Origin of the sequence: Nocardiopsis sp. L17-MgMaSL7 (assembly GCF_003182025.1) — a bacterium.
Taxonomy (GTDB): Bacteria; Actinomycetota; Actinomycetes; order Streptosporangiales; family Streptosporangiaceae; genus Nocardiopsis; species Nocardiopsis prasina.
Genome location: NZ_QGTF01000003.1, coordinates 1 through 17,065, shown reverse-complemented (window position 1 = coordinate 17,065; position 17,065 = coordinate 1). Strand labels below are relative to the sequence as shown.

Sequence of the window (17,065 nt, the reverse complement as noted above, 5' to 3'; positions counted from 1 at the left end):
TATGATGAGGGAAGTTTGCGGAAGGAGGAAGTGTCAGTGAGGAGAGCCGTGCCCCAGCAGTACTACTCGGTGGACCAGGTCGCGGACCTTCTGGGTCTGCACGTCAAGACGGTGCGCGCCTACGTCCGTGAGGGGCGCCTGGCGGCCACCCGGATCGGGAAGCAGTACCGCGTCCGCCGCCGTGACCTTGAGGAGTTCACGGGTGGCCCGTTGTCCGAGGAGGGGCCCGAGACCCGGGAGGCTCCGCATGCGGAGGCCTCCACGGTGGTGCAGGTCGACGGGGTCGACCGCGCCATGGCCGATCGTGTCACCACGCTGCTCACGGTCACCGGGCGCCCCGAGGACCGCGGCCGGGCGCACGTCCAGGTGGTCCACGACCCCGAGCGCTCCCGGCTGAAGGTGGTCATGGTGGGCGACCTCGCCTCCACCTCGACCCTGCTGGGCTACATCGACTCCCTCGTGGGTGACCAGCGGTGAGCGCTCCGGACGCAGCCGGGGTGCCGGGCAGGAAAACGGAGCCGATGTCGCAGATCCTCCCGGAGGTCCGCCAGCTGGGCACACGGCCGGTCATGCTCTGCCCGGAGCTGGGACCTCCCCTGCGCGAGGCCGCCGACGTGATCGGGGACGCCTTCCACCACGGCGTCACCTGGGTCGCGGTGCCCGCCGGACGCCTGGACCCGGACTTCTTCCGGCTGAGCACCGGCGTGGCGGGAGAGTTCCTCCAGAAGTTCGCCAACTACCGACTCCGTCTGGCCGTGGTCGGGGACGTCTCCGCGCACGTGGCGGCCAGCGACGCCTTTCGCGATCTCGTCCGCGAGTGTGATCGCGGAACGCAGTGCTGGTTCGTCTCCGACCTGAAGGCCCTGGAGGAGCGGCTGTCCCACTGATCCGGACATTTTTCGTCTCGCCTATTGAGAACTGAGTCTCACAGGGAGAGATGTGGGGGTAGGGTCGGCCGAAGCCCCCGAGACGAAGGCGGAACCCGATGGCCCGGTACACGCACGGACAGCACCCGACCGTCACCACCTCCTACCTGTGGCGGAACGCGGAGAACTCAGCCGCATACGCGCTGCCGGAGATCAGGCCCGGGCACTCCCTCCTGGACGTGGGCTGCGGTCCCGGCAGCATCACCGTCGACCTCGCCCGCAGGGTCGCGCCCGGCCGCGTCACCGCCGTGGACGCCTCCACCGAGGCGGTCGAGCGGGCACGAGCCCACGCCGAGGAGGCGGGCGCGGACAACGTCGACTTCGTGGTCGGCGACGTCCACGGCCTGGACCTGCCCGACGACGCCTTCGACGTCGTCCACGCCCACCAGGTCCTCCAACACGTGGGCGACCCGGTGCGGGCGCTGGCCGAGATGGGCAGGGTCGCCCGACCGGGCGGCGTGGTGGCCGCCTGCGACAGCGACTACTCGGCGATGTTCTGGTACCCGCGCCTGCCCGAACTGGACGCCTGGATGACGCTCTACCAGCGGGTGGCCCGCGCCAACGGGGGCGAACCCGACGCCGGTCGCCACCTGCTGGCCTGGGCGCACGCGGCCGGATTCACCGAGGTCAGCTATGTCGCCGAGGCGTGGAACCACTCAGACCCCGAACGCCGTTCCTGGTGGGGCGACATGTGGTCGCGCCGGATCCTGGAGTCGGCGGTGGGGAGCGACGCCGTCGCGAGGGGGATGGCGAGCCAGGACGACCTGGAGTGGATCTCCCAGGGCTGGCGGCGGTGGAGCGCTCACCCCGACGGTGTGTTCGTCATCCCCCGGGGCGCGATCCTGTGCCGGGTTCCGGACTGAGCCAGCCCGCGCCGGGCCTGCCCTTCCACCAGCCGCCCGGTCCCACTGCGACGAGGCCCTGGAGCGCGCGGCTCTCACTGACGGCCGTGACGGAGCTGATCGGCGGCGCCCCTGTGTCACCGAGATCGTACGGAAGGGACCGGTGACCGTTCAGTACTCAGCGCTCCCCCGCCGGGATCAACCGCCCCGGGTGGCCCGGGCCACCCGGGGGCGACGGCTGGCGACTGCACCTGCGCACCGTCTCTCACCATCAGCCTCACGGAACACGCACCGGCCGAATCCGGCGTGACACTGGCCGCGACGGCGACGGCCGATATATCGTCGGTCCGTTCGGGACCCGGACCTCGACCCATCCGGAGGCACCATGACCGACCTGCCCATCGGATTCTGGCTCAAGCACCTGGACCGGCTCATCGAGAACGACCTCGACCGGGCCCTGGCCGAGGACTCCCTCGGCCGCCGCCAGTGGCAGGTGCTCAACTCCCTGCACGACGACCCCGGCACCGTCCTCCAGCTGGACCAGCGTCTGGCGCCCTTTCTGGAGGAGGACGAGCCCACCGTCGCCCCGGCCGTGGAGGCCCTGCGTAAGCGCGGCTGGGTGAGCGGCCTGGTCTCGCTGGAGCTGACCGCCGACGGCCAGCGGGCCCACGGAGAACTCCTCCAGCGCGTCAAACGCACACGGGAACGACTGTGCGAGGGCGTCGGCGACCAGGAGTACCGGGACACGGTCAACGTCCTCGAGCGGATGTCGGCCAACCTCGAACAACCCTGACCGGTCAGTCGAAGAGCAGTTCCCTGGTGAGTTCGACGAAGGCCAGGTCGTCCCGACGGGGCTGTCCCAAGGCGTCGTCTCCGTAGGGGAAGGGTTCGGTCTTGCCGGTGCTCGTGTACCCGCGCCGCTCGTACCAGGCGATCAGCTCGGGGCGCTGCTTGAGGACCTTCATCCGGATCAGGCGGCACCCCCACTCGCGCGCGGCCGTGCGCTCGGCCTCGGCCAGCACGACTCGGCCCAGGCCCGCTCCCTGGAGGTCGGGGCGCACCGAGAACATCCCGAAGTACGCGCCGTTGACGCTGCGCTGGAGTTCACAGCAGGTGACGATCTCGCCCTCGGACTCGCCCACGAGCACCAGCGTGTTGGTGCGGCCGAACAGTTCCGTCAGGGCGTCGGCGTCCACCCGCTGCCCGTCGAGGAAGTCAGCCTCGGTGGTCCAGCCCTGTCGCGAGCTGTCGCCCCGGTAGCAGGAGTTGACCAGGTCGACCAGCGCGGGGACGTCCTCGATCCCCGCGGGCCGGAACTCGACCTTGGTCCGTCCGTCCGGCACACCCTCGCCGTGCATGGTGGTCACACTCTCCCCCTCGAAATCATTCGGAATCACCCCGAACCGCGCACCCAGTATGTCCAAGCCCGGGGAGTGGCCGGGCCACCCCCTGGTCCGGGAGCCGGGCCGAGGCGATCGGACCGGGGCTACTTTCGGGTGGACTCGACGTGCGCCAGGAAGGACCGCAGCCTCGCCCGCCCGGTCTCGGGGGGAACCTGCGCCGGGTTGACCATCATCTGGAGCGCGAGCCCGTCCACGAAGGTGTGCAGGAACGCGGCCCAGGTCTCCAACCAGGGGTCGGGGTGTTCGCTTTCGGGGTCCTCCAGGGGAGGCAGGCCACCGAGCCCGCCGACCAACCGACGGTAGAGGCCCCTCTGGCGGATCCAGCGCTCCTCCAGGCGTGGGTCGAGGTCGCCGAGGTGCCCGGCGGCCTCCCAGACACGGAACTCGGCGCTGCGAGTGGGGTCCAGGGGGAGCATGTGCTCGGCGAACCCGGCGGTGCGCTCGACCATGGAGTCCTCAGGGGCCATGCTGAGCGACTGCTCCCGCATCCGCCCGACCACGCGTTCCTCGGACAGGTCCATGGCGAAGACCAGCAGTTCCTCGCGGGTCTGGAAGTAGTGGCGCAGTGCCCCGGCGGAGAGCCCCGCCTCAGCGGCGACGGTGCGGATGGACACGGCCTGGGGGCCGGAGTGGGCGATCACCCTCCACAGGGCCTCGGCCAGCTCCCGGCGGCGTTCTTCGTGATCAACGATCTTGGGCACCCTCCTTTTTTAGCACATCTGTGTTATTTTATTTGGCACAGTCGAGTTGAAAAGATGCGGAGAGACGCATGCCTCCCCTGGACGTACTCCTGCCGGTCGCCGGACTGGCGCTCCTGGACACACTGAGCCCCACCACCCTCGGTGTCTCGCTCTTCGTGCTGCTGAGCGGCGCCAGCTCCGTCGCCCGCCCCCTCTTCGTCTACCTCGGCACGGTGGCACTGTTCTACTTCGCCCTCGGGTGCGCGCTCATGCTGGGACTGGGAGTCGCACTGAGCGAACTGTCCCACCTCGCCGACAGCCCCGTCACGGGCTGGGTCATGGTGGTCCTGGGGGCGGGCCTGTTCGCCTACTCCTGGGTGATGCCCACCAAGCGGCGCGCACCCCGTCGCCCGGCCTCGTTCCGGACCACCAGCATGGTCGGCCTGGGCCTGGCCACCGGACTGCTGGAGGCCGGGACCGCGCTGCCCTACCTCGGCGCGATCGGCGTCATGAGCACCGCCGAGTTGGCCCCGCACACCTGGGTCCCCATGCTCGCCGCCTACAACCTGGTGATGGTCCTGCCCCCGGTCCTGCTCTACCTGGGCCACCGCGTGTTCGGCGAGCGCCTGCGCCCCAGACTGGACCGCTGGCGGGAGAAGATCGACTCGGGCTCGCGCGAGGTCCTGTCCTGGGTCATCGGCATCGTGGGGCTCCTCCTGCTCATCAACGGTCTCCAGCAAGTGGGGATCATCGACCTCATCGACTCCCTGGACCTCTGAGGCGGGGGTCGGGGGATTCGACAGGGCTGTAGCCAGCCCCCGAATCCTGTTCCGGTGTTCCTCGCGCCCGGTCCCGCGAGGGTCGACCGGTTCTGCCGTCAGCGCGGGGTGAGGACGCAGAACTCGTTCCCCTCGGGGTCGGCCAGCACGGTCCACGGCACGTCACCCTGCCCCAGGTCGACGTCGGTGGCGCCCAGGGTCCGCAGCCGGTCCGTCTCCGCCGCCTGGTCGTCACCGGGATAGGGCCTCAGGTCGAGGTGGATCCGGTTCTTCACGGTCTTCACCTCGACGGAGCGGACGAACTCCAGGTACGGGCCGACCCTCTCCGAGGAGCGAAGGAGCGCGTGCTCGTCGGTCACCTCGTGCACGGTCCAGTCCGTCGCCTCGCCCCAGAAACGGGCCATGGCCCGCGGGTCGGCGCAGTCGAGCACCACCGCGGCCATCGGGCCGGTGTCCCGGTAGAGGGCGCGGGGCTCCAGCACGCGGAACTCGTTGCCCTCGGGGTCGGACAGGGCGGCCCCGGGGGCGCCTTCCCGTCCCCGGTCGTCGGGGGTCGCGCCAAGGCCCTCCAGGCGCGCGACCAGCTCAGTCAGGTGGGCCTCGGAGGTGGTGGCGAGGTCCACGCGCACGCGGTTCCGTACCGTCTTGGGTTCGGGCACGCGAAGAACGTCGACGCAGAGCGCGATGGGGTCGGGGTAGGCGAAGCCCTCGGGTTCGAGGTTGGTGACGCCGGGTCCCTCGCTGGAGGTCTCCCAACCGAGTGCCCGTGCCCAGAAACCGCCGACTGCGGCGTCATCCTGGGCGTTCATCGCGATCTGAACAAGTCGAGTGGCCATGACGACCGATCGTAGGCCCACACGTCCCGGGCGGCCCACCCCTTTTTCCCTGGCGGTCCGGGCCGCCCAGCAGGAGGAGCGCCGCGACGTGAGCGCGCTCTGACCGCTCCCCCTGGGGTCAGCGGCCCTTCGCGTACAGCTCCGAGAGCAGAGCCACGGCCGCGTGCGTGGCCGGGTGCGGGTCGTGCCGCCGCCAGACCAGCCGCACGGGGATCAGCGGCGCGTCGCGCAGGGGCCGGAAGACGATCCCGTCGCGCCGGTACTGCGTCGCGGTGCTCTCAGGAGTGATGCCGACCGCACGCCCGGTGGCGATCTCGGCCAACCAGTCGTCGATGTCGCGGGTGGGTTCCATCTCAGGACGGGCGTCCTCCGGCCACAGGTCCGCGGTGGTGGTCCCGGTGCGGCGGTCGAACAGCAGGACCCGGCCCGCCAGCTCCTCCAGGCGCAGGGAGCGACGGCGCGCCCAGGGGTCGTCGGAGGCCATCGCGCAGTGCCGCCGCTCGTGCCCCACCACGGCGCTGTCGAAGCGTTTGCTGTCAAAGGGCGCCCGGACCACCGCCAGGTCGCACAGTCCCTCGGCCAGGCCCCCGGTGGGGGTGTTGGTGCGGATCAGGTGCAGGGCCACGTCCGGGTACAGGTGGGACCAGCGGCGCTGGAACTCGGCCGTGTGGCGACCCACCGCCGACCACGCGTGCCCCACCCTCAGCCGGGTGTGGCCGGTGGTGGCCTCGCTCACGAGGTTGTCGGCCTCGGCCAGCAGGTGACGGGCTCGGGCCAGCACCTGGACCCCCGCGGTGGTGGGCGTGACGTTGCGGCTGGTGCGGTGCAGCAGACGCACGTCGAGGATGCCCTCCAGAGCGGCGAGGGTCCGGGAGACCGCCGCCTGGGACACCCCGAGTTCGAGGGCGGCGTCGCTGAAGCTGCCGGTGTCCACGATGGCGACCAGGCAGCGCAGGTGGCGGAGTTCGAGATCCATGACTCCAGCGTATAGATGCACAGTCGTATGCATTTTGCGTATGTGAAACGCCGGTGGATGCTCGCGGTATGACGACTTTCACCGGCACCGGACAGGGCGGGGACTCGGCCGGGGGCAACGGCCCCGAAGCGGGCGGGAGGCGATGGCGGGGCGTGGCCGTGATGCTGACCGGCGGCGCCTCCAACCAGGTCGGCGCGGCCACCGCAGCCCTGGCCTTCCCGGTGATCGGGCCGGTCGGTGTGGTCGCGATCCGCCAGTGGGTGGCGGGCACCGTGCTGATGGTGGTGGGACGGCCCCGGCTGCGCTCGTTCACCTGGCACCAGTGGTGGCCGGTGCTGGCGATGGCGGTGGTGTTCGGGTCCATGAACCTGACCCTGTACCTGGCCGTCGACCGCATCGGTCTGGGGCTCGCCGTCACCCTGGAGTTCCTCGGTCCCCTGGCGGTGGCCCTGGCCGCCTCACGCCGCTGGACCGACCTGGCCTGCGCGCTGGTGGCGGGCGGCGCGGTCGCGGTCCTCATGCGCCCGCAACCGTCCACCGACTACCTCGGGATCTCCCTGGCCCTGGTCGCGGCGGCCTGTTGGGCGGCGTACATCCTGCTCAACAGGACGGTGGGGCGGCGGCTGCCCGGGATCGAGGGATCGGCCGCCGCCGCGGGGATCTCCGCGCTCGTGTTCGTCCCCGTGGGGATCGTCGTCCTGTACCTGAACCCGCCCACGCTCACCGCCGTGCTGTGCGCGGCGGTGGCGGGGGTCCTCTGCTCGATGGTCCCGTTCCTGGGCGACCTGTACGCGCTGCGGCGGGTCCCGGCCCGGTTCTTCGGCCTGTTCATGAGCGTGCACCCGGTGATGGCGGCCCTCGCGGGCTGGGCGGTGCTGGGACAGGCCCTGGACTGGGTGGAGGGCGCGGCGATCCTGGCGATCGTGGCCGCCAACGCGGTCAGCGCGGGAACGGTCACCCGGGGTGGGGAACCCGCCCCCGAAGGAACTCCAGAACGGGTCCGGTCTGGCTCGTGAGGGCGTGGCCGACCCCCGGAAGCACCCGCACGTGCGCGTGTGGAACGCACGCGCGCACCCGCCGGGCGGTCTCCGAGGAGTCGAACATCCGGTCGCGGTCGCCCACGGTGACCTGGAGCGGGAGGTCCAGCGTGCGCAGAGCGTCGTCACTGAGGACCGGCAGGGCCTCGGTGCGCGGGCGGAACCGGGTGAAGACCGCCATGACCTCCTCCAGCACCGCCTCGTTTCCGGAGCGGTCGAGCCCCACCAGGTAGCGGACGGAGCGCTCCCGGGCGCGTGGCCCGAGGAGCATCAGGAGCCCCGCGGCGAGGATGCTCCACCGGCGTTGCGCGCCCAGGCCTCCGGGACATCCCAGGGCGAGGCGGGTGATTCGTCCGGGTCGGCGGACCGCGTAGTCCAGGGCCGTCCATCCCCCCAGGGACATACCGACCATCGCGGTCGTGTGCACGTCGAGCCCGGCCAGGACGTCGTCCAGCCACAGCGCGCTGGCCTCCGTGGCCAGGTCAGGGCGGGAGGGCGCGCTCAGCCCGGGTTCGCCGACCAGGTCCACCGAGTACACGCGGAAGTGCTCGGACCACGCGGGCAGGTCCGCGTACCAGTGGCTGCCGTTGGCCCCGGAACCGTGCAGCAGGACCAGTGGCGGAGCCTGTTCGGGGCCGCAGGCGAGCACGAAGGTCTCGCCCTCGCGGGTGGGGACGCGCAGCTGCTGGTTCGACACCGGGGCGTCGGCCAGGGCCTGGCTGTACCGCTGTCGGAGCCACTGCCCCTCGGCCTCGGTCTGGTAGATCACACTCATGACATCCTCCCTTTAGTTCCCTAAGCTACCCTAAACGCCCACAAGTCAGGGAACAATAGGGAGCATGAGAGAGATGCATGTGCAAAGTTGACCTGAACTATTGTTGAGGTTCTACTGTTCTGGGGTAGCCAACGACACGGACCGGTGGATGACCCCATGAGTATGGAAATGGCCGCGTGGAACTCGATCTACCACGCGATGCACGCCCACGAGGATCAACGCCCCTTCTCCCTGCCGGTCCTGCGCAGGATCGCCGCCTTCGCCCGCCCGCACTCACGCCCCCTGGCCTGGTTCCTCGCGCTCAGCGTCCTCGTGGCCGCTTTGGCGGTGGCGTCCCCGCTCCTGGCCGGTGAGGTCGTCAACGAGATCGTGGACGGATCGCCCCTCAGGCCGGTCCTCCTGCTGGCCGGACTCATCGCCCTGGTCGCGATCGCCGAGGCCGTCCTCGCCCTGATCGTGCGGTGGCTCTCCTCCCGGGTCGGCGAGGGGCTCATCCTGGACCTGCGCACCACCGTCTACGACCACGTCCAGCGCATGCCGGTCGCCTTCTTCACCCGCACCCGCACCGGCGCGCTGGTCAGCAGGCTCAACAACGACGTCATCGGTGCCCAACGCGCCTTCAGCGACGTCCTGTCCGGAGTGATCAGCAACTTCGTCACCCTCGTCCTCGCACTGGTCGTCATGGTGACTCTCTCCTGGCAGATCACCCTGCTCTCGCTGGTGCTGCTGCCCGTCTTCGTCCTGCCGGCCCGCCGCATGGGCGCCCGCCTGGCCAGGATCGAACGCGAGCGCACCATCCACAACTCCGCCATGAGCACCCAGATGACCGAGCGCTTCTCCGCGCCCGGCGCCACCCTGGTCAAGCTCTTCGGCCGCCCCGGTGACGAGTCCGCCGAGTTCGCCCGCCGAGCCAGCCGGGTCCGCGACATCGGAGTGCGCACCGCCATGGTCCAGGAGGTCTTCTTCACCGCCCTGACACTGGTCTCCGCGCTCGCCCTCGCCCTGGTCTACGGCCTCGGCGGCTTCTACGCGCTGCGCGGCCAGCTCGACGCCGGAACGGTCGTGGCGATGGGCATGCTCCTCACCCGCCTGTACGCCCCGCTGACCGCCCTGGCCAGTGCCCGCGTGGAGATCATGAGCGCCCTGGTCAGCTTCAGCAGGGTGTTCGAGGTGCTCGACCTCGAACCCCTCGTGGACGAGAAGCCGGACGCGCGCCCGGTCCCCGCCGGGCCGGTCTCGCTGGAATTCGACGACGTCACCTTCGGCTACCCCACCGCCGACCGGGTCTCCCTGGCCTCCCTGGAGGAGGTCGCCACCCTGGACACCACCGACAACGGACCGGTCCTGCACGGAGTGTCCTTCCGGGTCGAACCCGGCCAGACGGTGGCCCTGGTCGGCTCCTCCGGGGCGGGCAAGTCCACCATCGCCCAGCTCACCCCGCGCCTGTACGACGTGGACGAGGGCTCAGTCCGTCTGGCCGGGACCGACGTCCGCGACCTCACGTTCGCGTCCGTGCGCGCCACCCTGGGCATGGTCACGCAGGACGGACACCTGTTCCACGAGTCCATCCGCGCCAACCTCACCCTGGGGTCCCCGGAGGCCACCGACGCCCAGGTCTGGGACGCCCTGCGCCGCGCCCGCCTGGACACCCTGGTCGGCAGCTTGCCCGACGGGCTGGACACGGTGGTCGGCGAACGCGGCTACCGCTTCTCCGGCGGGGAACGCCAGCGGCTCACGATCGCCCGCCTCCTGCTGACCGGGCCCGAGGTGGTCATCCTCGACGAGGCCACATCCGCCCTGGACTCCACGTCCGAGGCCGCGGTCCAGGCGGCCCTGGCCGAGGCCCTGGAGGGGCGGACCGCCCTGGTCATCGCCCACCGGCTGTCCACCATCCGCGCCGCCGACGCGATCCTGGTGGTCGAGGCCGGGAGGATCGTGGAACGCGGAACCCACACCGAGCTGCTGGCCCGGGGCGGGCGCTATGCCGAGCTGTACCGGACCCAGTTCTCCCACGGGGACACCGAACCGGCGTCGGCTGTCCAGGCCCCCTAGCGGTGTCGCAGACCCCGTTCCCCGGTGGCGCCACACCGGGGAACGGCCCCTCCGTGGCCGGGGCCCGCACACGAGGACCCCGGCTCCCCATGCCACCTGACCAGCAGGGTCACCTCGCTGGGAGAGGCCCGCCCGTCAGCTCGTTTCCGACCGGGACGGGTGGGGGGCGGGGACACACCACGTGTCCCCGCCCCCCACCCCAGGGTCAGACCCGTGTGTCCGGTCCGGGCCCGGTCAGGCGGCGCGGGGCGCGAAGACGCCAGGCCTCGTCCAGCAGCTCGGACAGCTCGGTGGCCTCCACCAGGCCCAGGCGCACCAGCACGCTGGCGTGCCCTTGGTAGTGGTCGGTGGTGAAGAACCGCTCCGGGTCGCCGTCCCTCAGCTCCTGACCGTGCTCGGCGCTGGCCAGCCACAGGACCAGGACGTCGGGCATGTCGTGCAGGCGGGCGAAGATCCTGCCCGAGGCGTAGAAGGCGGGCCTGCCATAGCAGGGGCGTTCGGTCACCTCCGGCAGTGCCAGCGCGATCCGCCGGACGTCGTCCTCGCCGCTCATGCGTGCTCCTCCCTCACGGGGGCGTCAGATCTCCTTGACGACCCGGGCCGGATTTCCGACCGCCACCACGTTGGCGGGCAGGTCCTTGGACACCACCGCCCCCGCGCCCACCACGGTGTTCTCACCGATGGTCACACCCGGGCAGACGATGACCCCGCCACCGAGCCACACGTTGTCGCCGATGGTGATGGGCTCGGCCGCCTCCCACTTGGCTCGGCGCAACTCGGGGTCGAGGGGGTGTGTGGGGGTGAGCAGCTGGACGCCCGGACCGATCAGCACGTCCGCGCCGATGGTGATGGGGGCGACGTCGAGCATGACCGCGTCGAAGTTGACGAACGAGCGAGGCCCGATGGTGATCCGGTACCCCAGGTCCACCCGCAGCGGCGGACGGACCTCGCTCCCCTCACCCAGCTCACCGACGAGGTCGGTCAGGGCCTTGTGCCTGCCCTCCACGTCGTCGGCCGCAGTGCTGTTGAACGCTTCGGAGCGCAGCCGGGCCTGGGCCACGTCCGCATCGATCTCGGGGTCGTCGGCGAGGTAGAGCTCGCCGGCCAGCATGCGTTCCTTCTGAGTGCCCACGGGGGTCCTTCCTTCGGGAGTCCTGGCTCGACCCTAACCCTGGGGTTCCGTCGCGCACCTCGATTCAGAGGATGCGTCGGGCCCCCGGGAGGGACCGCACGGCGGCGGCCACCACCCAGCACAGCGGCACGGCCAAGGCGGCCGTCCCGGCGAACTTGGCGAGGGCGCTGGCCTCCCACCCGCTCAGCGCCAGCCCGAGCGCGACCAGCACGAGGGCGTGCAGCACGTAGACCGCGAAGGCGTTGTCGGAGAGGAAGCCCAGGAAGCGGTTGCTCCGGTTGCACAGCCTCCGGAAGAGCACCAGCAGCGTCACCACCACGCCCATGGAGAAGAGGGTCTCCGCCAGGAGCTGGACCAGCACCTGCCAGCCACCCGGGGTCAGGGAGTCCACACCGAGGACAGCGACGGCCGCCCCCAGGGCGACCAGACCCGCGACCGCCATGGTCGGTCCGCCCCACCCTGCCGAGTTCGGAAGTCGCATGAGCCAGTTGCGCCGGTACGCGAACACACCCACGGTGAACAGGGCCGCGTACTGGGGCAGGTAGCCGGGGCTGGGCAGCCCCACCACCGGCCAGTACGGCGCGGGGAAGGCGAACCGCCACACGAAGGTGACCACCGCCAGCCCCACCGCGAACAGAACGACCGGGACGAACCAGTGCAGCGGCTCGGAGTCCGCGGGCCGGGACGCATCCCGAGCCGCACCGGCCTCCAGGACGGAGGCGCGGCGCTCACGCAGACCCCGGACCACCACGTAGACCAGGCTCATCACCAACAGGACCTCCACGAACCACATGGGTCCGGGGTCGATCCCGAACACGTAGAGCATCCAGTACGACAGCTCGGGGTCGGCGGCCAGCATGTCCGCGTGCGCGGGCGCCATGGCCAGGGGGCGCAGCAACAGCAGGAACAGCAGCAGGGGCGCGCCCAGGCGGACCAGGCGTTCACGGACGAAGGAGCGCGGCCCCCGGCGGTCCGCCGCCCCCGGGACGAAGTACCCGGCCAGCAGGAAGAACAGGCCCATGAAGAAGGTCTGGTTGAGGACCACGAACAGGTCCAACAGGCCGCCGGTGGGGTCCTGGGCGGGTTCGGTGTAGAACCACAACGGGATGTTGCCGTAGGTGATGGCCACGTGGTGCAGGACCACCAGCACCGTCAGGAACACGCGCAGGTTGTCGACGAAGAACAGGCGTGCTGTGGTGGCCGGGGGACGGGTCGTGGTGGTCGTGGATGGTCGCGGTGTCATGGTGCCCTCTGTCCGGGTTGGGTGAGCCCTGGGGCAGTCAGTCGGCTCGGGTGGCGCGGACCAGGAGTTCTCCCAGTTCGTCGGCGTGCGCGAGCAGGTCGTGGTCGGGGTGGACGCGCCAGTACTCGAACATCGCGTCGATGGACGACTGCTGGCTGACCGCCATCACGCGCACGTCGAAGTCGCGGAACTCGCCGCTGTCCTGCCCGTGGCGGTAGAACGCCTCGAGGCCCTGGTACAGCGGCTCGGCCTTGCGCCCCCCGAATCGGGGGCCGCCGTCGGCGTCGCGTGCGTGGATGAAGATCTGGGCGAGCGCGGCCATGCGGTCACGGTGTTCCAGTGCGTACTCGGCCACGCCGCGCACGTGGGCGCGAAGCATCGCCTCGGCGTCGGCCTGTGCCATGACCCGGGCGGCGACCGTCTCGGCGATCTCGGTGTAGACGCCCGTCACCACCTGGTCCATCAGCTCGTCCTTGCCGTCGAAGTGGTAGGAGATCACGCCCTTGCTGATCCCGGCGGTCCTAGCGATCCGAGCGAGGGAGGCGTTGGGGTAGCCCGCCTCGGCGATGGTCGCCACCGCCGCCTCGATGATCTGCGCCCTGCGGGCCTCCTCGATGAAGGACCGCTTCTGGCCGTCTGGATTATTTTCTGACTGCATGGCCAGAATCCTATACGCCGGGCCAGGAATCCATGGGGGATGGCCCTGAACACCCCCTGAGCCCGGACCCTGAGGGCTCGCGGACACCTCAGTCGTCGACCAGGCAGAACTCGTTTTCCTCGGGGTCGGCCAACACCACCAGGCCGGGGAGACGAGCGAGCACGGAGGCGCCCAGGGAGAGCAGTCGTTCGAGCTCGACACCGTCCCCCACCAGGTCCACATGCATGCGGTTCTTGGCCACCCGGGGCTCGGGGACCCTCTGGAAGAAGAAGGACGGGCTTCCCGACGGGCCCTCCACCAGAACCAGGGGGTCGTCCTCGGGGTCGAGCACGCCCTCCGAACGAAGTCGGGCCAGCTCCCCCTCGTCGTAGGGCGCCACGGCGTACCCGTCCATCGCCGCGGCCCAGAACCGGGCCAGGGACGCCGGGTGACGGCAGTCCAGGAGGATGTCGCGCATGAGTGTCATGGGCGCACCCCAGGCACGCGCGCACCGGGCCGCCACGGGATATCGGAGTCGCGCCGTTGTCGCCACCCGCACTGATCGGCCACGGCGGCTACGGCGGGTGCACAATGACCCCATGTCCACATCCGCACGGGGGTCGTTGCCGCTCCTGGTCGCCGCCGTGTCCGCCGGTGGGGCACTGGGCGCACTGACCCGGCACGCCCTGGACGCGCTCTGCCCGCCCGCGGCCTGCGGGGTCTCCTGGACGATCCTGGCGATCAACGTCACCGGCAGCCTGCTGATCGGCCTGCTCATGGAGCTGATCGTGCACCGCTGGCCCGGGAACCGCCTCGTCCGCCCCTTCTGGGGGGTGGGGTTCCTCGGCGGGTACACCACCTTCTCCGCCTACGCCACTGACGTGGTCACCGCACTGGAGCGGGGCGCACCCCAGGTCGCGCTGACCTACCTCCTCCTCACGGTCGCGGGGGCGCTCACCGCGGCCTGGGCCGCCTCCTCGTTGGCCCACCGGTTCCTCACACACGGAGGAGGGCGCAACCCGTGAGCGAGCTGATGGTCGTTCTGGGCGCGGCCGTGGGAGCTCCTGTCCGCTTCCTCGTGGACCTGGAACTCAAACGCCGGCTCGGCGAGGACTTCCCCTGGGGAACCCTGGTGGTGAACGTGGTGGGCAGCCTGGTCCTCGGGGCGCTGCTGGCCCCCCCCTGTCCCCCGAGGCGATGTCTCTGCTGGGCGTGGGGGTGTGCGGGGCGCTGACCACCTACTCCACGTTCGCGTACGAGACGGTCCAGCTCTGCCGAACCGGCTCCCGAGGGCACGCCCTTGTGAACGTGCTGGCCCACCTGGGCCTGGGTGTGGGTGCGGCGTGGGCGGGGCTGACCGTGGCCGGGGCACTGCTGGGCTGAGCCGATCGCCCCGCTACTGTGGCCGACATGCCCTCGCTGACACCCGTGACCACCTGGTTGGACCGCCTCAACCAGCGGCATCCGTGGAGCCACAACGACCGCCTCGCCCCCTGGGTGGTGCGCAGGGTGGCGGCCAGCGGGGCGCGCGACGTCCTGGACGTGGGATGCGGCACAGGCAACCTGGTGGCACGCCTGCACCGACGCGTCGGCGAGGTCTCGGGACTCGAACCCGATCCGGCCACCGCGGCCCTCGCCCGGGCCCGTTTCGCGGACGCCCCCGGAGTGACCGTCACTCAGGCGGGCTTCGCGGAGCGCGACCCCGACCGCCGCTGGGAGGCCGTCACCATGGTGGCCGTCCTGCACCACCTGCCGCTGGAGGCGACCCTGCGCGAGCTACGCGCCACCCTGTCCCCCGGCGGACGGCTGGTGGTCGTGGGCTGCCACCGCGACGCGGGCTGGGCCGACCACCTCACCGCACTGGTCTCCGCCGTGCTCAACCCGTTGGTCGGCCTGATCAGGCACCCGGTCGCCGCCACCGAACCACCCCCGCACATGAGAGCGCCCACCCTGGAGCCGCGGTGGACCCTGGGCCGGATCCGCGCCGCGGCAGCCGAGGAGCTGCCCGGTGCCCGCGTGCGCCGGCGTCTGTTCTGGCGGCACACCCTCGTGTACGACCATCCCTCCTGACCTTTTTGCCATTCCCGCAACAAACCTTGCCGCATTGTTCGCGGTCGGGGCACCTTGGTGACGGAGCGGGCCAACAGGCCCCTGCGAACCACCAAGGAGCACGAGCATGGACGCACAGTTCTGGGACGACAGGTACGGCAGCCAGGAGCAGCTCTTCAGCGGCGACCCCAACGGCGTCCTCGTCACCGAACTCGCCGACCTCCCACCCGGTCAGGCACTCGACGTGGGCTGCGGCGAGGGCGGCGACGCCCTCTGGCTGGCGCACCGGGGCTGGCTGGTCACCGGGGTCGACATCTCCGGTGTCGCCCTCGACCGCGCCGCCGCCGCGAGCGGCGGCGTCTCAGGCCGGGTCTCCTGGAAACGGGGCGACCTGACCACCACGCCTCCCCCGGCGGGCGCCTTCGACCTGGTGACCGTCCACTACTTCCCGCTCCCACGGGAACCCGAGCACACCGCCCTGCGCACCCTGCTCGCGTCCGTGGCCCCCGGCGGCACCCTCCTGTTCGTCGGCCACGACATCACGCCGCTTCCCGAGCGGCTGACGGACGGCCACGCCCCCGGCGACTACTACCAGCCCGCGGAGGTGGCTGAACTCCTGGGCACCGACTGGACCGTCACCGTCAACGAGACCCGAGCCCGGGTGACCCCGGCTCCCGAGGGGTCGCACCACACCCACGACACCGTCCTGCGTGCCCACCGCACCCACCCCTGAGCCGGGCTGGTGACACGTGCCGACCGGGGGTAGCGTGGGACGGGGGTAGCGTGGGAGACGTCGCGGTCCGCGCCCAACCTCCGGCCCCGACGCCCTCGCCGTCAGCACCGAGGGGGCGAAGGGGGCCCCGGAGTCCTCGGGGTGCCGGTCTGACGTACAGCCCTTCCGGCGGGCACCGGGGGCGTGGGCTCCGCCGAGGAGGCGTCATGACCAGTCAGAAGTCCTTCCAGCGGGATGTCCGCGCCCGCATGGCCAGGACCGGCGAGAGCTATACGGCCGCCCGGGCGCACCTGATCTCCGATCCCGCCGACGGCGCCGCGTCGGGGACGGGTGCCGCCACCATCCGCGCCCGTGTCTCCGACGCGAAGGTGACCGACGCCACCGGCCGTGACTACGACGCCTGGTTTGCCCTGCTGGACGCCTGGGGCGCCACCTCGCGCACCCACACCGAGATCGCCGCGTGGCTGGTCGAGGAGCAGGGCGTGCCCGACTGGTGGGCACAGACCGTCACCGTCGCCTACGAGCAGGAGCGCGGTCTGCGCGTGCCCGGCCAGAAGAAGGACGGCTTCGCCTCCAGCGCCAGCAAGACCGTGAACGTTCCGGTCGAGCGGCTGTTCGAGGCCTTCGCCGACCCCGACCTGCGCGCTCGCTGGCTGCCGGTCGAGGCGACCGAACGCACTGCGAAACCCGGCAGGCGCTTCACCGCCGACCTGCCCGAGGGCACCCGCATCGCCGTCACCTTCCAGGCCAAGGGCGATGCCAAGTCCTCGGCGGGGGTCGAGCACACCCGCGTCGCCACCGCCGAGCGCGCCGCCGAGTGGAAGGCCGACTGGCGTACCTGGCTGGCCGACCTCAAGAAGGTCCTGGAGGCCTAGATCGTTGATGGGAAAATGTGCCCTGGTCAGTGGTCGTAAGCGATCAACGACCGCTTGACCGGGGCACCGATCATCCAGTTGTGCCAGATC

General features: G+C 71.0%; 21 protein-coding genes and 1 pseudogene. 12 read left to right on the top strand and 10 right to left on the bottom strand.

Annotated features, from left to right (window positions below):
* Positions 1-48 precede the first annotated feature (48 nt).
* The 4 genes from BDW27_RS05450 (at position 49) to BDW27_RS05435 (ending at position 2,561) form a co-directional block, all read left to right on the top strand.
* Positions 49-477: a helix-turn-helix domain-containing protein gene (locus tag BDW27_RS05450; protein ID WP_017543290.1), complete on the top strand. Its 429-nt coding sequence runs from the start codon at positions 49-51 to the stop codon at positions 475-477.
* Positions 478-521: 44 nt separating this feature from the next.
* Positions 522-887, top strand: a complete 366-nt coding sequence (locus BDW27_RS05445; RefSeq protein ID WP_110048467.1) for a DUF4180 domain-containing protein — start codon at positions 522-524, stop codon at positions 885-887.
* Between the two features lie 98 nt (positions 888-985).
* Entirely contained in the window at positions 986-1,789 is an 804-nt protein-coding gene (locus BDW27_RS05440) for a class I SAM-dependent methyltransferase (protein WP_017543288.1), read from the top strand.
* A gap of 364 nt (positions 1,790-2,153) precedes the next feature.
* Positions 2,154-2,561, top strand: coding sequence for a MarR family winged helix-turn-helix transcriptional regulator (locus BDW27_RS05435; RefSeq protein ID WP_110048466.1), 408 nt, complete (start codon positions 2,154-2,156; stop codon positions 2,559-2,561).
* A gap of 4 nt (positions 2,562-2,565) precedes the next feature.
* Here BDW27_RS05435 and BDW27_RS05430 read toward each other — a convergent pair whose 3' ends face one another.
* Both BDW27_RS05430 and BDW27_RS05425 read right to left on the bottom strand, forming a co-directional pair.
* Complete coding sequence (locus BDW27_RS05430) at positions 2,566-3,126, bottom strand: GNAT family N-acetyltransferase (RefSeq protein ID WP_110048787.1); 561 nt, start codon at positions 3,124-3,126, stop codon at positions 2,566-2,568.
* A gap of 128 nt (positions 3,127-3,254) precedes the next feature.
* On the bottom strand, positions 3,255-3,872 hold the full coding sequence (locus BDW27_RS05425) for a TetR/AcrR family transcriptional regulator (RefSeq protein ID WP_110048465.1): 618 nt from the start codon (positions 3,870-3,872) through the stop codon (positions 3,255-3,257).
* A 68-nt stretch (positions 3,873-3,940) separates the two neighbouring features.
* On the opposite strand from BDW27_RS05425, the gene BDW27_RS05420 reads away from it, so the two are divergent.
* Entirely contained in the window at positions 3,941-4,630 is a 690-nt protein-coding gene (locus BDW27_RS05420; RefSeq protein ID WP_110048464.1) for a GAP family protein, read from the top strand.
* A gap of 98 nt (positions 4,631-4,728) precedes the next feature.
* Here the strand turns inward: BDW27_RS05420 and BDW27_RS05415 are convergent, their stop codons facing one another.
* Together BDW27_RS05415 and BDW27_RS05410 are read right to left on the bottom strand one after the other, a co-directional pair.
* Positions 4,729-5,466, bottom strand: a complete 738-nt coding sequence (locus BDW27_RS05415) for a VOC family protein (protein ID WP_049577375.1) — start codon at positions 5,464-5,466, stop codon at positions 4,729-4,731.
* Between the two features lie 118 nt (positions 5,467-5,584).
* Positions 5,585-6,442 (bottom strand): LysR family transcriptional regulator, encoded by an 858-nt coding sequence (locus BDW27_RS05410; protein ID WP_110048463.1) that lies wholly within the window; start codon positions 6,440-6,442, stop codon positions 5,585-5,587.
* A gap of 68 nt (positions 6,443-6,510) precedes the next feature.
* Between BDW27_RS05410 and BDW27_RS05405 the strand changes: the two genes are divergently transcribed.
* The gene (locus tag BDW27_RS05405) at positions 6,511-7,458 is read left to right on the top strand and encodes a DMT family transporter (protein WP_110048462.1); all 948 of its coding nucleotides are present in this window, start codon (positions 6,511-6,513) and stop codon (positions 7,456-7,458) included.
* On the opposite strand, the gene BDW27_RS05400 is transcribed toward BDW27_RS05405, so the two are convergent.
* On the bottom strand, positions 7,397-8,254 hold the full coding sequence (locus BDW27_RS05400) for an alpha/beta fold hydrolase (RefSeq protein ID WP_110048461.1): 858 nt from the start codon (positions 8,252-8,254) through the stop codon (positions 7,397-7,399). The two genes, BDW27_RS05405 and BDW27_RS05400, sit on opposite strands and share 62 nt — an antisense overlap.
* A 156-nt stretch (positions 8,255-8,410) precedes the next feature.
* Here BDW27_RS05400 and BDW27_RS05395 point away from each other — a divergent pair, with 156 nt between their 5' ends.
* Complete coding sequence (locus BDW27_RS05395; protein WP_110048460.1) at positions 8,411-10,306, top strand: ABC transporter ATP-binding protein; 1,896 nt, start codon at positions 8,411-8,413, stop codon at positions 10,304-10,306.
* A gap of 205 nt (positions 10,307-10,511) precedes the next feature.
* Here the strand turns inward: BDW27_RS05395 and BDW27_RS05390 are convergent, their stop codons facing one another.
* The 5 genes from BDW27_RS05390 to BDW27_RS05370 all read right to left on the bottom strand — a co-directional run bounded on the left by BDW27_RS05390 (position 10,512) and on the right by BDW27_RS05370 (position 13,805).
* Positions 10,512-10,859, bottom strand: a complete 348-nt coding sequence (locus tag BDW27_RS05390; protein WP_110048459.1) for an MmcQ/YjbR family DNA-binding protein — start codon at positions 10,857-10,859, stop codon at positions 10,512-10,514.
* A gap of 24 nt (positions 10,860-10,883) precedes the next feature.
* Entirely contained in the window at positions 10,884-11,417 is a 534-nt protein-coding gene (locus BDW27_RS05385; RefSeq protein WP_110048786.1) for a sugar O-acetyltransferase, read from the bottom strand.
* Positions 11,418-11,502: 85 nt separating this feature from the next.
* Positions 11,503-12,681, bottom strand: a complete 1,179-nt coding sequence (locus BDW27_RS05380) for an acyltransferase (RefSeq protein WP_110048458.1) — start codon at positions 12,679-12,681, stop codon at positions 11,503-11,505.
* 37 nt (positions 12,682-12,718) lie between these two features.
* A complete protein-coding gene (locus tag BDW27_RS05375) occupies positions 12,719-13,339 on the bottom strand; it encodes a TetR/AcrR family transcriptional regulator (RefSeq protein WP_110048457.1) in 621 nt (206 codons plus the stop codon).
* Between the two features lie 88 nt (positions 13,340-13,427).
* The gene (locus tag BDW27_RS05370; RefSeq protein WP_110048456.1) at positions 13,428-13,805 is read right to left on the bottom strand and encodes a VOC family protein; all 378 of its coding nucleotides are present in this window, start codon (positions 13,803-13,805) and stop codon (positions 13,428-13,430) included.
* Positions 13,806-13,917: 112 nt separating this feature from the next.
* Here BDW27_RS05370 and BDW27_RS05365 point away from each other — a divergent pair, with 112 nt between their 5' ends.
* The 5 genes and pseudogenes from BDW27_RS05365 (at position 13,918) to BDW27_RS05345 (ending at position 16,975) form a co-directional block, all read left to right on the top strand.
* Complete coding sequence (locus tag BDW27_RS05365) at positions 13,918-14,343, top strand: CrcB family protein (RefSeq protein WP_110048455.1); 426 nt, start codon at positions 13,918-13,920, stop codon at positions 14,341-14,343.
* Positions 14,340-14,701 (top strand): annotated as a pseudogene (gene crcB / locus BDW27_RS05360) (fluoride efflux transporter CrcB). Before BDW27_RS05365 ends, crcB begins: the two are co-directional and overlap by 4 nt.
* A gap of 27 nt (positions 14,702-14,728) precedes the next feature.
* Positions 14,729-15,388: a bifunctional 2-polyprenyl-6-hydroxyphenol methylase/3-demethylubiquinol 3-O-methyltransferase UbiG gene (locus BDW27_RS05355; RefSeq protein WP_110048785.1), complete on the top strand. Its 660-nt coding sequence runs from the start codon at positions 14,729-14,731 to the stop codon at positions 15,386-15,388.
* A 106-nt stretch (positions 15,389-15,494) separates the two neighbouring features.
* Complete coding sequence (locus tag BDW27_RS05350) at positions 15,495-16,100, top strand: bifunctional 2-polyprenyl-6-hydroxyphenol methylase/3-demethylubiquinol 3-O-methyltransferase UbiG (RefSeq protein ID WP_110048454.1); 606 nt, start codon at positions 15,495-15,497, stop codon at positions 16,098-16,100.
* Positions 16,101-16,306: 206 nt separating this feature from the next.
* Positions 16,307-16,975 (top strand): SRPBCC domain-containing protein, encoded by a 669-nt coding sequence (locus BDW27_RS05345; protein ID WP_110048453.1) that lies wholly within the window; start codon positions 16,307-16,309, stop codon positions 16,973-16,975.
* Positions 16,976-17,065 lie beyond the last annotated feature (90 nt).

Bases quoted from the DNA above. Each gene is read 5' to 3' on its own strand.
- BDW27_RS05445 (WP_110048467.1), top strand. From the start codon at position 522: ATGTCGCAGATCCTCCCGGAGGTCCGCCAGCTGGGCACACGGCCGGTC.
- BDW27_RS05440 (WP_017543288.1), top strand. From the start codon at position 986: ATGGCCCGGTACACGCACGGACAGCACCCGACCGTCACCACCTCCTAC.
- BDW27_RS05435 (WP_110048466.1), top strand. From the start codon at position 2,154: ATGACCGACCTGCCCATCGGATTCTGGCTCAAGCACCTGGACCGGCTC.
- BDW27_RS05430 (WP_110048787.1), bottom strand. From the start codon at position 3,126: ATGCACGGCGAGGGTGTGCCGGACGGACGGACCAAGGTCGAGTTCCGG.
- BDW27_RS05420 (WP_110048464.1), top strand. From the start codon at position 3,941: ATGCCTCCCCTGGACGTACTCCTGCCGGTCGCCGGACTGGCGCTCCTG.
- BDW27_RS05415 (WP_049577375.1), bottom strand. From the start codon at position 5,466: ATGGCCACTCGACTTGTTCAGATCGCGATGAACGCCCAGGATGACGCC.
- BDW27_RS05410 (WP_110048463.1), bottom strand. From the start codon at position 6,442: ATGGATCTCGAACTCCGCCACCTGCGCTGCCTGGTCGCCATCGTGGAC.
- BDW27_RS05405 (WP_110048462.1), top strand. From the start codon at position 6,511: ATGACGACTTTCACCGGCACCGGACAGGGCGGGGACTCGGCCGGGGGC.
- BDW27_RS05400 (WP_110048461.1), bottom strand. From the start codon at position 8,254: ATGAGTGTGATCTACCAGACCGAGGCCGAGGGGCAGTGGCTCCGACAG.
- BDW27_RS05395 (WP_110048460.1), top strand. From the start codon at position 8,411: ATGAGTATGGAAATGGCCGCGTGGAACTCGATCTACCACGCGATGCAC.
- BDW27_RS05390 (WP_110048459.1), bottom strand. From the start codon at position 10,859: ATGAGCGGCGAGGACGACGTCCGGCGGATCGCGCTGGCACTGCCGGAG.
- BDW27_RS05385 (WP_110048786.1), bottom strand. From the start codon at position 11,417: ATGCTGGCCGGCGAGCTCTACCTCGCCGACGACCCCGAGATCGATGCG.
- BDW27_RS05380 (WP_110048458.1), bottom strand. From the start codon at position 12,681: ATGACACCGCGACCATCCACGACCACCACGACCCGTCCCCCGGCCACC.
- BDW27_RS05375 (WP_110048457.1), bottom strand. From the start codon at position 13,339: ATGCAGTCAGAAAATAATCCAGACGGCCAGAAGCGGTCCTTCATCGAG.
- BDW27_RS05370 (WP_110048456.1), bottom strand. From the start codon at position 13,805: ATGACACTCATGCGCGACATCCTCCTGGACTGCCGTCACCCGGCGTCC.
- BDW27_RS05365 (WP_110048455.1), top strand. From the start codon at position 13,918: ATGTCCACATCCGCACGGGGGTCGTTGCCGCTCCTGGTCGCCGCCGTG.
- BDW27_RS05355 (WP_110048785.1), top strand. From the start codon at position 14,729: ATGCCCTCGCTGACACCCGTGACCACCTGGTTGGACCGCCTCAACCAG.
- BDW27_RS05350 (WP_110048454.1), top strand. From the start codon at position 15,495: ATGGACGCACAGTTCTGGGACGACAGGTACGGCAGCCAGGAGCAGCTC.
- BDW27_RS05345 (WP_110048453.1), top strand. From the start codon at position 16,307: ATGACCAGTCAGAAGTCCTTCCAGCGGGATGTCCGCGCCCGCATGGCC.